The sequence below is a fragment of the Streptomyces sp. NBC_00353 genome, assembly GCF_036108815.1.
GTDB lineage: Bacteria > Actinomycetota > Actinomycetes > Streptomycetales > Streptomycetaceae > Streptomyces.
In genome coordinates this window covers 2,307,336-2,321,270 of sequence record NZ_CP107985.1, presented here as the reverse complement: position 1 = coordinate 2,321,270, position 13,935 = coordinate 2,307,336, and the positions used below count along the sequence as shown (strand labels likewise).

9 protein-coding genes and 1 pseudogene are annotated in these 13,935 nt (G+C 68.9%); 5 read left to right on the top strand and 5 right to left on the bottom strand.

Annotated elements, in window-relative coordinates; genetic code table 11:
• Positions 1-30: 30 nt before the first annotated feature.
• Positions 31-218 (bottom strand): annotated as a pseudogene (locus OHA88_RS10875) (helix-turn-helix domain-containing protein); the annotation flags it as partial.
• Positions 219-326: 108 nt separating this feature from the next.
• On the opposite strand from OHA88_RS10875, the gene OHA88_RS10870 reads away from it, so the two are divergent.
• Together OHA88_RS10870 and OHA88_RS10865 are read left to right on the top strand one after the other, a co-directional pair.
• The gene (locus OHA88_RS10870) at positions 327-1,157 is read left to right on the top strand and encodes a PP2C family protein-serine/threonine phosphatase (RefSeq protein WP_328625316.1); all 831 of its coding nucleotides are present in this window, start codon (positions 327-329) and stop codon (positions 1,155-1,157) included.
• 92 nt (positions 1,158-1,249) lie between these two features.
• The gene (locus tag OHA88_RS10865) at positions 1,250-2,275 is read left to right on the top strand and encodes an MASE1 domain-containing protein (RefSeq protein WP_328625315.1); all 1,026 of its coding nucleotides are present in this window, start codon (positions 1,250-1,252) and stop codon (positions 2,273-2,275) included.
• Positions 2,276-2,315: 40 nt separating this feature from the next.
• On the opposite strand, the gene OHA88_RS10860 is transcribed toward OHA88_RS10865, so the two are convergent.
• Positions 2,316-3,377: an ATP-dependent DNA ligase gene (locus OHA88_RS10860; RefSeq protein WP_328625314.1), complete on the bottom strand. Its 1,062-nt coding sequence runs from the start codon at positions 3,375-3,377 to the stop codon at positions 2,316-2,318.
• 96 nt (positions 3,378-3,473) lie between these two features.
• Here OHA88_RS10860 and ligD point away from each other — a divergent pair, with 96 nt between their 5' ends.
• Positions 3,474-4,484, top strand: coding sequence for a non-homologous end-joining DNA ligase (ligD, locus tag OHA88_RS10855; protein WP_328629649.1), 1,011 nt, complete (start codon positions 3,474-3,476; stop codon positions 4,482-4,484).
• Positions 4,481-5,560, top strand: a complete 1,080-nt coding sequence (locus OHA88_RS10850) for an ABC transporter permease (protein WP_328625313.1) — start codon at positions 4,481-4,483, stop codon at positions 5,558-5,560. The genes ligD and OHA88_RS10850 overlap by 4 nt, the downstream gene beginning before the upstream one ends.
• 15 nt (positions 5,561-5,575) lie before the next feature.
• Here the strand turns inward: OHA88_RS10850 and OHA88_RS10845 are convergent, their stop codons facing one another.
• Entirely contained in the window at positions 5,576-7,732 is a 2,157-nt protein-coding gene (locus OHA88_RS10845; RefSeq protein WP_443044208.1) for an OmpL47-type beta-barrel domain-containing protein, read from the bottom strand.
• Between the two features lie 74 nt (positions 7,733-7,806).
• Complete coding sequence (locus OHA88_RS10840) at positions 7,807-10,299, bottom strand: ThuA domain-containing protein (protein WP_328625311.1); 2,493 nt, start codon at positions 10,297-10,299, stop codon at positions 7,807-7,809.
• A 237-nt stretch (positions 10,300-10,536) separates the two neighbouring features.
• On the opposite strand from OHA88_RS10840, the gene OHA88_RS10835 reads away from it, so the two are divergent.
• Complete coding sequence (locus OHA88_RS10835; protein WP_328625310.1) at positions 10,537-11,544, top strand: multicopper oxidase domain-containing protein; 1,008 nt, start codon at positions 10,537-10,539, stop codon at positions 11,542-11,544.
• A gap of 3 nt (positions 11,545-11,547) precedes the next feature.
• On the opposite strand, the gene OHA88_RS10830 is transcribed toward OHA88_RS10835, so the two are convergent.
• The gene (locus OHA88_RS10830; protein WP_328625309.1) at positions 11,548-13,740 is read right to left on the bottom strand and encodes a DEAD/DEAH box helicase; all 2,193 of its coding nucleotides are present in this window, start codon (positions 13,738-13,740) and stop codon (positions 11,548-11,550) included.
• Between the last annotated feature and the right edge of the window lie 195 nt (positions 13,741-13,935).

The window sequence follows — 13,935 nt, the reverse complement described above, 5'->3', positions numbered from 1 at the left end:
GTGCTCGGGTCGGAATCCGCACCGCGTCGTTCATAAAGGCGCGTCGCTGCTGCGAGCGCGCAACTGCATCGCACGCAGCACGGCCTCGGTCGAGAACCGTGACTCGGGTCGACGAGTTGTTCGCCGAAGACGGTCTCCAGACTACGCATCCGGTAGCGGACCGTCTGCGGTTGTACGTCGAGCAGTTCCCCCGTCCGGGCCGCGGTGCCGCAGGTGTCGTCCGAGCAGATGGGGCGAACCGGTCTCGGGGGCATGTGGTCCGGCCCACCGTTACGAAGAGAACTAAGGTGGATTACGGATCATGCAAGAACGCCCCCGGAGGGGCCATGCGCCACCACCGCACCACCCACGTCGACAGCGCCCAGGAAGCTCTGCTCACCCTCGGGCGTCTCGTCGATCAGGCGCTGGAGCGGATCAGGATCCAGCGGGCCCGCGTGGAACTGGCCGAGGCGCTGCAGCGTCATCTGCTCCCGCCTCAACTGCCTGCATTGCCTCATATAGCCATTGCGGCCCGTTACACCCCCTCGCGCGACGGTCTCGATGTCGGGGGCGACTGGTACGACGCTTTTCCGATGACGAACGGTTCGGTCGGGGTCACGATCGGTGACGTGCAGGGGCACGACGTGGAGGCCATCGCCTTCATGGGCCAAGCCCGCACCAGCCTGCGGGCCCTCGCCAGTGCCACGACCGATCCGGGCGAGATATTGAGCCGCACCAACGACCTGCTCATCTCGATGAGCTGCGGCCTCTTCGCGACGTGTTGCTTCCTCACCTTCGACCCGGTCAGCGGCGCGCTCGCCATCTCCCGCGCAGGCCACATCCCGATGGTCTGGGCCACCGCCACCGGCTGGTCCGGCATCGTTCTCGACAGCGGGGGCCCGCCCCTCGGAATTCTCCCCGGCGAGACCTATCCGGTGACGCGACGACGGCTGACGGAGCAGGGATCGTTGGTCCTGGTCACCGACGGGGTCGTGGAAGGGCCGTCCTGCCCGCTCGAGAAAGGGCTCGACAAAGTGGTTCAGCTGGTGAGCAGTGGTTACGACGGAGATCCCGACCGGCTGGCCGGTGACGTGATCAAGGTGGCCGATCTGACGGGGCACCGCGACGATGCCGCAGTCCTCGTCGTCCGCTATGCCGGCATTCCATCCGCGGAGTAGCCGCGTGCAGTCGTCCCGCATGTTCCGCGTTGCGACGATGGAGATGTCTTCCGGCGCGTCCTGGCCGGCAGGGCCCTTCCGGGTGGTGTCTGATGACTGGCGTGGTGACCAATCAGGAGCTCCGGCGCAGAGGCGCCGCGACTCTGCTGGTCCTCGCTGTCGCCGCCGTCTACTACGGGGCTGCCCGGCTGGGCCTTCTCGAACAATTGGTGCGTGGGCAGGTCACGCCGCTCTGGCCGCCCACCGGTATCGCCGTGGCCGGTCTGCTCGTCTTCGGACTGCGGATCTGGCCGGGTGTCGCGCTCGGCGCCTTTCTCGCCAATGCGGCCATCGGGCCGACACCTCTCACCGTCCTGGCCATCGTGGTGGGAAACACGCTCGCACCGGTCTGTTCCTACCTGCTGCTGAGACGTGCGGGCTTCCACAACGACCTGGACCGGCTGCGCGACGCGCTGGCGCTGGTCTTCCTGGGTGCCCTGGGCGGGATGCTCATCAGCGCGACCGTGGGCAGCAGCGTGCTGGTGCTCTCGGGTGCGCTGCCCGCAGGCGACTTCTGGCGCACCTGGTCGGTGTGGTGGACAGGCGATGCGATGGGCGTGCTGGTCGTCGCACCGTTTCTGCTCGTCCTTCGCAAGGCGCGGTGGCCACGGGGTGTGGCATTGCGGCGGTGGGCCGAGGCAGCTGCCCTGACGCTCGGCACCCTTGCAGCCGCGCTCCTGGCGACGGCAGGCACCAGCGCCTCCCTGCTCTTCCTCGTCTTCCCGTTCCTGATCTGGGCCGCGTTCCGCTTCGAACTTGCCGGTGCCGCGTCGTGCGCGCTGGGAGTCTCCACGCTGGCCATTCTGGCCGCCGGCCAGGGGGTCGGCCCGTTCGCCCACAAGGATCTCTTCACCAACATGGTCACGCTCCAGGCCTTCAACGGGGCCACGGCACTCACCGCGCTGCTGCTCGCGGCGGTCATCACCGAGCGGAACCGCACCCACGGGGAGATCAAACGGCTCTGTGCGCGGCTCACGGACATGGTGGCGGCCATGCCGGACCACCCGGTGACCGATCAGTGGCAGACGTCCGACGACCCTGATGACCCCGGCCGCCGGACCGGCGACGGTGAGCCCTGAGGGTTGTCCCGACCCCTGCGCCACACCGTCGGGCTCGACGTCAGTGGGCTGACAGCACCTCGGCCAGGTCGTACCCCACCACCTCTTCCAGCTGCGCATACGTGCAGCCGCCGGGGGTGCGGTCCGGCCGCCACCGGCGGAACTGGGCCGTGTGCCGGAACCGGTCGCCCTCCATGTGGTCGTACGCCACCTCGCACACCCGCTCCGGACGCAGTGCCACCCACGACTGGTCCTTCTTCGCGGACCACCGGCTCTGCGCACCGGGCAGCCGGGCGCTCTCGTGCGCGGTGGCGTCCGCCCAGGCCGCCCACGGATGGTCGGCGGAGTCGGTCCGCAGCGGTTCCAGCTCCGCCACCAGCTCCTCGCGGCGTTTCATCGGGAAGGCGGCGCACACCCCGACGTGCTGCAGGACGCCCCCGGAGTCGTAAAGGCCGAGCAGCAGGGAGCCGACGATCGGGCCGCTCTTGTGGAAGCGGTAGCCCGCCACCACACAGTCGGCGGTCCGCTCGTGCTTGATCTTGTACATGACGCGGACGTCGGAGCGGTACGGCAGATCGAGCGGCTTGGCGACGACGCCGTCGAGCCCGGCCCCCTCGTACCGCTCGAACCACTCCTGGGCGACGGCCGGGTCCGTGGTCGCGGGGGCCAGATGGACAGGGGCCGAGGCACCGGACAGCGCCGCCTCCAGCACCGCGCGCCGGTCCACCTGCGGGGTACTCAGCAGAGCGTCGTCGCCCACCGCGAGGATGTCGAAGGCGACCAGGCTGGCCGGGGTCTGTTCGGCCAGCAGCCGCACCCGTGAAGCGGCCGGATGGATGCGCTCGCTGAGCCGGTCGAAGTCCAGCCGGTCGTCGTACACGACGACGATCTCCCCGTCGATCACACAGCGCGGTGGCAGATTCTCCCGAACCGCCGTGACCAGTTCAGGAAAGTAGCGGGTGAGCGGCTTGCCGGTGCGGCTGCCGATCACCACCTCGTCGCCGTCGCGGTGCACGATCGCCCGGAAGCCGTCCCATTTGGCCTCGTACTGCATCCCGGGCGGGATTTTGGACACGGACTTGGCGAGCATCGGCTTCACGGGCGGCATCACCGGCAGATCCATGGAGCGATTCTTACCCGGACAGCCCGATCAGGCTCCCGATATGCGGCATATGTGAGCCCGGCCTAGCGTGGCCCCATGGGCGCAGCGGGAACAGCGGTGGAGCTGGATGCGGACGGGCGGGCGGTGCGGCTGTCCAGCCCGGACAAGGTGTACTTCCCGGAGAAGGGCTACACGAAGAGGGACGTCGCCGAGTACTTCCTCGCCGTGGGTGCCGGGATCACCCGCGCCCTGCGAGACAGACCGACCACCCTCCAGCGCTTCGTGGACGGAGTCGACGGCGACTTCTTCTACCAGAAACGCGCCCCGAAGAACCTCCCCGACTGGATCCCCACCGCCCGGATCACCTTCCCCAGCGGCCGGCCGGCCGACGAGATCTGCCCCACCGAACTCGCCGCCGTCCTGTGGGCGGCCAACCTCGGCACGCTCACCTTCCACCCGTGGCCGGTACGGAGCGCCGACACCGATCACCCCGACGAGCTGCGCATCGACCTCGACCCGCAGCCCGGAACGGACTACGCCGACGCGGTCACCGCCGCCCATGAGCTGCGGGCCGTCCTCGACGACCACGGGCTGCGCGGCTGGCCCAAGACCTCCGGCGGCCGCGGCATCCATGTCTTCGTACCTGTCGAACCCCGCTGGACGTTCACCGAGGTCCGCCGCGCCGCCATCGCGGCCGGACGCGAACTGGAACGCCGGATGCCGGACCGGGTGACCACCGCCTGGTGGAAGGAGGAGCGCGGCGAACGCATCTTCGTCGACTTCAACCAGACCGCCCGCGACCGGACGATCGCCTCCGCCTACTCCGTACGGCCCCACCCGCACGCCCCGGTCTCCGCGCCTCTGCGCTGGGACGAGATCGACGACGCCGAGCCGAGCGACTTCGACATCAGGACGATGCCGAAGCGGTACGCGGAGGTGGGCGATGTGCACGCGGACATGGACGACCACGCCTTCCGGCTCGACGGTCTGCTGGAACTGGCGGACCGTGACGAGCAGGAACGCGGGCTCGGCGACATGCCGTACCCGCCGGAGTACCCGAAGATGCCCGGCGAACCCAAACGGGTCCAGCCGAGCCGCGCCCGGCACGACGAGGACGGGGATGCATGAGCGCGCCCGACCTGGAACCCGTCACACCGCACGGGGAACATGCCCGGCCCCCGGCCCGCGGTGACCGGTGGGCGGCGTTCAAGGCGTCCCCGTATCTGCCTGCCGTCGTACTCCTGTTCATCATCGCGGCCGCCGCCGGTCTCTTCGCAGGCTCCTACACGTACGCGATGGCCAACCCGACCCCGCGCAACATCCCGGCCGCCGTGGTCGGCGACCTCGGCAGCGTGCGTGACAAGGTCTTCCTCGACCGGCTGGAGCGCGCGCTCGACACCTCGCTGGTGCTCCGTGAGTACGCCACCGAAGCCGAAGCCCGCACCGCACTGGAGGGGCAGAAGGTCTTCGGCATCCTGCGGTCCGAGAACGGCGGCGTCGGTCTGGACGTCGCGAGCGCGTCCGGAGCCTCGGTCGCCCAACTGCTCGCCGAGTCCACGCTGAAGGTGGGGGAAGCGGTCCATGTGCCGGTGAAGGTCAAGGACGTGAAACCCCTGCAGCGGGGCGACCCGCGCGGCCTCGCCCTCTTCTACATCTCGCTCGCCGCGGTGATCATCGGATTCGTCGGTGCCATCCAGCTGACTGTGCACGCCAAGGCGCTGGCCCCGCTGGACCGGATCGGGTTCACCGTCGTCTACGCCCTGCTCGGGGGGTTCGCGATCGCCGCCGTGGTGGACTGGCTGCTCAGCTCCGTCAAGCTGCCGTTCCTCCAGTCGTGGATGATCCTCTCCCTCACCATGTTCACCACCGGCATGGTCTTCACCATGTTCAACGCCCTGATGGGTCGCTGGGCGATGATTCCCACCTGGGGACTGATGGTGCTGCTCGGCAACCCGTCCTCAGGCGGTGCGGTGTCCTGGCCGCTGCTGCCGTCGGTTCTCGGCTTCATCGGCCGCTGGCTCCCCCCGGGCGCCTCGGTCAACGCCCAGCACGCCGCCGTCTACTACCACGGTCATCAGCGGGTCTTCCCGTACCTGGTGCTCGCCGGATGGTCGCTGGTCTCCTGCGCCGTGTTCCTGGTGTGGCGCCACCGGTACCCGGTGGACCGCGACCACATGCCTCAGCATGCGGCCGCGGCCACCTGACATCTTCCTGAGCGGTTACAGCTCCTTGATCCGGATGTCGCGGTACGAGACCACATCCGTGGTGCTGTGGACCTGGAGTCCGATGTAGCCGGACGAGAACCTGCGGCCGTCGGTGCCCGGGTCGTCGCCCCGCGGCGGCTCGAAGACCTGGCCGCCGGTGTTGTCGAACTCGTTCAGCAGGACACCGTTGCGGTAGATCGAGTAGTGCTGGTCCACCACCCGGATCTCGTAGTCGTTCCAGGTGCCCTTGGGCGTCACCCCGGCGCCGGCCAGACCGATCCGGTCGAACCCGTAGATCGAACCCGTTTTGTACATGTCGCCGTCCGGCCGGTCGAGGATCTGCACCTCATGGCCGTACTTGATGGCGACCCACTCCGGACGGGACTCCTCAGGGTTGTCGTGGACGTTCGGGAAGCGGACGAACACCCCGCTGTTGGCGTTGCCGGTGCCGGGGGCGTCGTCGCGCCACTGCAGCTTCAACGAGAAGTCGTCGTACTGCCGCCCCGGGAACCAGAGCATGCCCATGCCGTCCACCGTGGTGGAGCTGGTGATCGTCCCATCGGCGTTGAGCCCGAACTTTCCGCCGCCGACCTGCTGCCACTTGGCGAACGAGTCCGCCGTGCCGTCGAAGAGCTTTTTGTACCCCTCGTCCTGGCCTGGCCTGCCGATGCCCGACTGCTTGGCCGCCCGGTAGATCTTCTTGTGCTCGCGGGCGTCGATCACCCCGGCGGTGAGCAGCTTGTCGAGGACCTTGTCGACGTGCTTGAGGAACAGCGCGTGCGACGACCAGTCCTTCTCGTCCTCGATCAGCTCATTGATCGTGCAGCGGTTGCCGGTGATGCGGTTGGGAACGCCCGTGTCGACCGTGCCGACGATGACGGTCAGCCGCTCGTCGAACTCGGGGCAGTTCGGCGCGGGCACGCCACCGCTCTCCGCGATGGTGAACGACACCTGTTTCGCCTCGGAGGTGTTGCCCGCCTTGTCCGTCGCCCGGTGGGCGACGGTGTGGTAGCCGACGCGGTCGACGATGACCGTGGCCGTGTACGCGAGGTACGGGCCGCCGTCGAGCGAGTACTCGATCCTGTCCACACCCGACTCGGCGTCGGTCGCCGTCACCGTCACCTTGGCGCTGGTGAGGTAGGCGTTGTCCGAATTCTTGTCGCCCTCGACCTTCGCCGTCGTCTCCGGCGGGGTCGTGTCCTGCGTGGGCGGCGCGACGACGGTGAAGTCGACGGACTTCTCGGCGGCGGTGTTGCCCGCCTTGTCGGTGGCCCGGTAGCGGACCGTGTGCGTCCCCACCTCGTGGACCATCACCGGTGCGGTGTACGGCTGCCAGGCGCCGCCGGCCCCGACCGCGTACTCGATGGTGTTGACGCCGGACCCGGTGTCGGACGCGGTCACGGTGATCGTGGCCATACCCAGGTACGCACCCTGGGCGTCCTTCTCACCGGAGACGGTCGCCGAGGTCTCCGGCGCCGTCCTGTCGTCCGTCGGCGGCGCGGCGACCGCGAAGTCCACGGACTTCTCGGCGGCCGTGTTGCCCGCCTTGTCGGTGGCGCGGTACCGGATGCTGTGCGTGCCGACCTCGTTCACCACCACCGGCGTGGTGTACGGCTGCCAGGCGCCGTCCGCCCCGACCGCGTACTCGAGGGTGCCGACGCCCGAACCGTCGTCCGTCGCCGAGACGGTGACCGTCGCCTGACCGATGTACGCGCCGTCGGCGTTCTTGTCGCCGTCGACCTTCGCCGACGTCTCGGGCGCGGTGGTGTCCTCGCCGCCACCGCCGTCGGTCACGGTGAGAATGCCCTGCATCGCCTGATGCCCCGGCATGGTGCAGTGGTAGAAGTACCGGCCGGGTGTGAGCGTGACCTCGACGGTGTGCCTGCCGCCCTGGTCGTCACCGGGGTTGGCCAGGATGTTCAGCGGCACGTCGTTGTTGAACTCCGGGTCCGAGACGCTGAACGTCAGCGTGTGCGGCATGCTCGTCGTGTTGCCGGTCGCCGTGCTGTTCTCGAAGACGATGGTCGCCTTGCCGGCCACCGCGGTCGTGGGAGCCGACAGATAGTGGTCGATGGGGTCGCCCGCGGTCCAGGTGAGGACCTGATCGGCCGCCGCTGCCTCCCGGCCGGCATCACGACCGTACGCGGCCGTCGACGTCAGCCCCAGAACCATCAGTAACGAACCCAGCAGAGCAAGCCACAACCGGGCGGGCCGGTACCGGGGTCGCGCGAAGAACGAACGGTGTCTCACTGCACTGCCGCCTTCCTGGCCAGATCCGAGGCGGCCGGGGTCGGCTCGCCGCCCTTGTACGTCACACGCCACAGCGCGGACTTGGAGTCGGAGGTGAAGAAGCCGCGCCCGTAGTCCAGGACGTACAGCGAACCGTCCGGGGCGAACTTCCAGTCCATCAGGTTGCGGATGCCGTCCGCCCCGACCGGGATGATCTTCTTCAGGGACTCGGCGTGGGTGGGCAGACCGCCCTTGCCGACCGTCTTCGGGTCGGTGAGCACGGCATGCCGCGGCTGCGTGTCGTCGTAGAAGTCACCGACGAACCACTTGCCGTCCCAGTACGACGGCCACTTGTCGGCGCTGGCGCTCGCCGCGTCGTACCGGTACACCGGGCCGTTCATCGTCGCCTGGCCGCCGCCCTTGAGCCACGGCAGCAACTGCTTCTGCTCCGCCACCTTGTAGCTGGGTATGCCGTTCGCGTCGCGCGGGTAGTCCACGCCACCGCCCTGCGGCGAGTACCAGATGGTGTTGGACGTGATCGGCGGCAGATTCACCAGACCGTCGTTGTTCGGCGACTCGTTCCTGGGATGATCGCAGTCGTACCAGCCGAGCGGCTTGCTCGGGTCCGGAAGATTGCGGTCCCGGTACGGCTGCTTGTTGCCCATGCAGTACGGCCAGCCGTGGTTGCCCGCCTTGGTGATCGCGGCGAACGTGTCGTACTTCGCCGGACCCCACGTGGTGCTCGGCGCGCCCGCGTCGGGGCCGACCCAGCCCGCGTACAGGGTGTCGGTGGTCTTGTCGACGGAGATCCGGGCCGGGTTGCGTACGCCCATCACATAGATCTCGCCGCGGGTCCTGCCGCCGCCCTCGTCCGGCTCCTTGCCGGTGAAGAGATTGCCCTCGGGCAGGGTGTACGTGCCGTCGTCCTCGGGGTGGATCCGCAGAATCTTCCCGTTGAGGTTGTTCGTGTTGCCGGCGGTGCGCCGGGCATCGGCGAACGACACGCCCTTGTAGTTCGGTGCCGGGTTGTTGCCGGAATAACCGTCGCTGAATCCGGAGGAGTTGTTGTCACCGGTCGCGATGTACAGGTTGCCCTTGGAGTCCCAGGCCATCCCGCCGCCCGCGTGGCAGCAGCTGTGGATCTGGACCGGCCAGTGCAGCAGCACCTTCTCGGACGAGAGATCCAGCTTGTTCGTGGCCAGGTCCAGAGTGAACCGGGAGACCTGACGCACCGCCATCTGCTTGTCGCGGTCGATCTTCGAGTGGGGCGTGTAGTGCAGATACACCCAGCCGTTGGTCTCGAAGTCCGGGTCCAGCTCGATCCCGAGCAGGCCCTCCTCGACCTTGACCAGCTCGTCACCGCCGCCCTTGTTCCCGAAGACGGTCAGCTCTCCGGCGAGGGTGACCTTCCTGGTCTTGGGGTCGTAGACATGGATCTGGCCCAGGCCCTTGCCGATGTTCGGGTCGTTCCAGTCGGTGACCACCGGCTTGCTGCTGTCGGCGCCACCGCGCCCGATGTACAGCACCCGTCCGTCGGGCGCGACGACCAGTCCGTGCGGCTCGCCGATCTGGTCGTTCTGACCGGGCTGATTGGGCTGGGTGACCCGTTCCGCCTTGTAGTTGGAGGTGATCGTCGCCTTGCAGTCGGCCCGCGAGATCCGGGTCGTCCAGGCGAGTGCGCCCCGCAGATGGTCGCGGAAGTCCGTCTCCGCGAAGCTGTCGACCGTACCGCCCATCGCGGTGTAGAAGGACCGGCCGCCGTCATAGTCACGGCACCAGGACACCGGGTGGTCCCAGCCGTTGGCACTGGCCCCCGGCTTGTACGTGATCTCGCGGACGCGGGCCACGGTGTGCACATCGCCGGACGGGTTCTTCGTCCAGTTCAGCCACCTGTCGGGGCGCTTCCACTCCAGCGGCAGGTTCCTCGTCGCCGGGTGCTGCCGGTCCCCGATCTCAACCGTGGCCCGCTGTACGGCGGTTGGGCTGTCGGCTGCCGGACGGGCGCCGACCAGGCCGGTGAACCAGTCCGAGTACGGTTCGGTGCGCGCCGCGTCATGGATGCCGAGGAAGCCACCGCCGGCCTCCATGTACGCCTCCAGACCGGCCTCCTGTTCCGGGTCGAGGACATCGCCGCCGCCGGTCAGGAAGACGACGGCGTTGTACTTGCCGAGCTGCTTGCCGTTGGTGAAGACGGCCGGGTCGTCGGTCGCGACAGTTCTGAACCGCCCGGCCTCCGGTCCGGTGAGTCCGATCTTCTCGATCGTCGCGATACCGGCGTCGACGGTCGGGGACTCGTCGGTCGCCGAGGCGTGGAAGACCAGCACCTTCACGTTGGTGCCGCCGGGCGGAGACGGCAGGGACAACGTTGTCGCCATCGACTGCGTGTCCACCGGATGAGGTCTGGCATCGGCGGCGTTCTGGCCGAGTAATGAGACGGTCAGCGCGCCGGCCGCCACGGCCGCCGCAAGTCCGCGTCGCGATCTGGACCGGTGATGTGGTGTGCGCTGCATGTGGTCACCCACCCCTCTTTGGTCACTGCAACAGCATGGAGTCACTGCAACAGCGGATGAAGCTAGACCTCTTTTCGCGACTCGCCAATAGCTATGGCGGCAATGGCGCGAACTTTGTCCTTAGTGTGGATAAACGAAAATCTCCGGGCTACCGTATGGCCCGTCCCAGGGGTCACGTGCACCCCGCCGGTCTCTGGAAACCTCCGCAAATACCCTTATGACAGTGGGGAGTTCGACATGGATCGAAGGAACTTCAATCGCCGGTTCCTGGTGGGCGGCGGGGTCGCCGCGGCGGCCGGAGTGACATCGTTGTCTCTAGGAACGATCGAGGCCACCTCGGCGGAGCCCCCGCCGAAAACCGCTCCGGCGGGCGGCGTGGTCCGCCATCTCAAGCTGTACGCGGAGAAGCTGGCGGACGGTCGGATGGGCTACGGGTTCGAAAAGGGCAAGGCCACGGTCCCGGGGCCGCTCATCGAGATCAACGAGGGCGACACCCTGCACATCGAGTTCGAGAACACCATGGATGTGGCCGCCAGCCTCCACGCGCACGGCGTCGACTACGACATCGCGAGCGACGGCACCCGGATGAACAAGAGCATCGTCGAACCGGGCGGCACACGCACGTACACCTGGCGCACCCATGCGCCGGGCCGCAGGAAGGACGGCACCTGGCAGCCGGGCAGTGCGGGCTACTGGCACTACCACGACCATGTCGTCGGGACGGACCACGGCTCGGGCGGCATCCGCAAGGGGCTGTACGGTCCGGTGATCGTCCGGCGCAAGGGTGACATCCTGCCGGACAAGACGATCACCATCGTCTTCAACGACATGACGATCAACAACAAGCCGGCGACCGAGAGCCCCAACTTCGAGGCCACCGTGGGTGACCGGCTCGAAGTGGTCATGATCACGCACGGCGAGTACTACCACACCTTCCACATCCACGGTCATCGCTGGGCGGACAACCGCACGGGGCTGCTCACCGGCCCCGACGACCCCAGCCGGGTCATCGACACGAAGATCGTCGGCCCGGCGGACTCCTTCGGCTTCCAGGTCATCGCGGGCGAACACGTGGGCGCGGGCGCCTGGATGTACCACTGCCATGTGCAGAGCCACTCCGACATGGGCATGGCCGGACTGCTGCTGGTCGCCAAGGCGGACGGCACGGTCCCGGGCTACGACCCGCACGACATGCATGACATGCATGACATGAAGACCGACCCGCCAAAGGCTGAGAAGTCCTGAGGATCAGCCTCCGGTCGTGCCCGTCGCGAGGCGCAGCTGCTCCTCCTCGACGATGCGCCGGGCCAGGCTTCTCTCCGACACGTCCACGGCGTCCGGTGTCGTCTCGGCGACATCGCTGCGCCGTGCGTACGCGTCGAACAGCCGCTCCTTGCGGGCCAGGATGTCCAGCATCCGCTGGTCGACACTGTCCGTCGCGAGCAGCCGGTGCACCTGGACCGTGCGTATCTGCCCCATCCGGTGGGCGCGGGCCACGGCCTGGTGCTCCATCGTCGGCTTGATCTGCGGCTCGCAGAGGATGACCACCGACGCGGCCTGCATGTTCAGTCCGACGCCACCTGCCTGGATCTGGCTCAGCAGGACCGCATGGCCGTCCGCCGCGCTGAACTCGTCGATCAGCTCCTGCCGCCGGGCGGCCGGAACGTTCCCGGAGACCGGTCCGAACATGCCTTCGCCCAAGGCCTCCCGGACCGTGGCGAGCACTTCGCGAAAGTACGAGAACACGACGACCTTGAGCCCGTTGCCGGCGGCCTCCGTGACCAGCTCGCGCAGCCGGTTCAGCTTTGCCGAGGTCTCGGGGCGGGCGTACGCCGCCCGGCGCATCCGCATGAACTGCCCGGCGGCGACCGCCTCGCGGTAGACGGCAAGATCGGCCTCGCTGAACTCCTCCCACTCGTCGACCTGCACCAGCGCAGGGAGTTCGGTCAGCACGTCCTCCTGGTTGCGGCGCAGATAGGCGGGCGCGACGGCTCTGCGGAAGGCGTGCGAACCCGCGACACCATGGGTGGTGCTGATGGACGGGGCCAGTTCGGGCTGGAGATGGCGGACCAGGCTGCGGAACTCCTCGACGCGGTTCTCCATCGGCGTACCGGTCAGGAAGAGCACCCGGTCGGTGTGTCCTGCCCAGCCGGACACCGCGCGCGAGCGGCGGGTGGCCGGGTTCTTGACGTAGTGGGCCTCGTCGACGACCAGCATGCCGGGCCGCTTCCCTCCGTCCCGGGCGGCCGGCAGGGTGTGCAGAGCGTCGAACGTGGTGAGGGCGACCCCGCCGCGCTCGTGCCACTCGGCGAACGCCTCCTGCCGCTCGGGGCCGTGCACCGGCAGGACCCGCAGCGTGGAGCGGGCCCGGACCTCGCGCGCCCAGTTGATCAGCACGCTCGACGGGCACACCACCAGGAAGTGCGTCTCGCCCCGCGCCGCGAGGTGCGCGAGCGCGGCAATGGCCTGCACGGTCTTGCCGAGCCCCATCTCGTCGCCGAGAATCACCCGCTTCTGCGCGAGCGCGAAACGGGCGCCGAACGACTGGTATCCGCGCAGCGAGACCCGCAGGTGCGCGTCGTCGAGCCGCACCCCGCGCACCCGGTCCGCGATCCCGGAGGGGAGGAACCCCTCGGCGGCGTGCCGGTCGGGGCCGGTGCCCGACACCTCGGCGAGCAGGCTGTAGTACTCGGCGGACCGCAGCTCGAAGTCGACCCAGGCCGCGACGTCCGACTCCGGGGCCCGCAGCAGATCGACCGACACCTGCCCGAACAGCAGCGGAAGTCCGCGCTCCGCCGCGTCCGTGACGACGGTCCGTACGGACGCGACGGCGGCGAGCGCCGTCGCGCGGGCCTGCCGGCCGGAGAACAGCATGCGCAGCCGCCCACGGGCCGGCCCGGCCTCCGTCAGCAGCGGCTCCAGTCGGCCGACGAGCCGTCGGGCCGCGTCCACCGCCCGCCGGACGTCCGGTCCGGCCTCGACCAGCCGGTGCAGGGCCGTGATCAGGGCGGTGGTGGACTCGTCCGGCGCTTCCACATCGATCCGGACGGCGACCGTGTCGCGTACCGCGTGGGCGATCTGCCCGGCGGCGGCCAGCACCTGGTCGGCGGTCTGCGCACCGACGCCGGGAATCTGACGGAGCTCGTACCGATTGGCCTCGTGGACCTGGCCGACGGTGGCGTAACCGGCCTGCTCGACCGCGCCGATGCGCAACCGGCCCTCGGTGACGTCCTTGAGCCGGGAGACCGGGATGGCGGCCAGCTCGCGGCGGATCAGGGAGTCGAGGATCGGGGTGAGTTCGGCGTGTATGGCCTCGACGGCGCGGGTGTGATCGGACAGCACCGCACGAGCGGCGCCCAGCAGCTGCTCGGCGCGCGCGAGCAACTCCCGGGCGGCCTTCCCCGTCGGAGCCCCGGTATCCGTCTCCCCGGCCTCTGTCATGTACGTTCCTCTGTCCGCGCAGCCCCGCTGCCGTCTTGCCCGACACCTGCCCGAGTGAGACATATCGTGCCACGGGCCGATGACAGGGACGGCCGGGCGGGCCGGTAACGGTGGACGGCCAGGGTGCGGGCGGGCGGCGTTCGACCGGGACGAGCGGCAGGGCCTCCAGGGCCGACACACAGGTCCGCGCCTGCG

Coding starts and splice junctions, on each gene's coding strand:
- OHA88_RS10870 (WP_328625316.1), top strand. CDS start 327: ATGCGCCACCACCGCACCACCCACGTCGACAGCGCCCAGGAAGCTCTG.
- OHA88_RS10865 (WP_328625315.1), top strand. CDS start 1,250: ATGACTGGCGTGGTGACCAATCAGGAGCTCCGGCGCAGAGGCGCCGCG.
- OHA88_RS10860 (WP_328625314.1), bottom strand. CDS start 3,377: ATGGATCTGCCGGTGATGCCGCCCGTGAAGCCGATGCTCGCCAAGTCC.
- OHA88_RS10850 (WP_328625313.1), top strand. CDS start 4,481: ATGAGCGCGCCCGACCTGGAACCCGTCACACCGCACGGGGAACATGCC.
- OHA88_RS10845 (WP_443044208.1), bottom strand. CDS start 7,732: ATGGTTCTGGGGCTGACGTCGACGGCCGCGTACGGTCGTGATGCCGGC.
- OHA88_RS10840 (WP_328625311.1), bottom strand. CDS start 10,299: ATGCAGCGCACACCACATCACCGGTCCAGATCGCGACGCGGACTTGCG.
- OHA88_RS10835 (WP_328625310.1), top strand. CDS start 10,537: ATGGATCGAAGGAACTTCAATCGCCGGTTCCTGGTGGGCGGCGGGGTC.
- OHA88_RS10830 (WP_328625309.1), bottom strand. CDS start 13,740: ATGACAGAGGCCGGGGAGACGGATACCGGGGCTCCGACGGGGAAGGCC.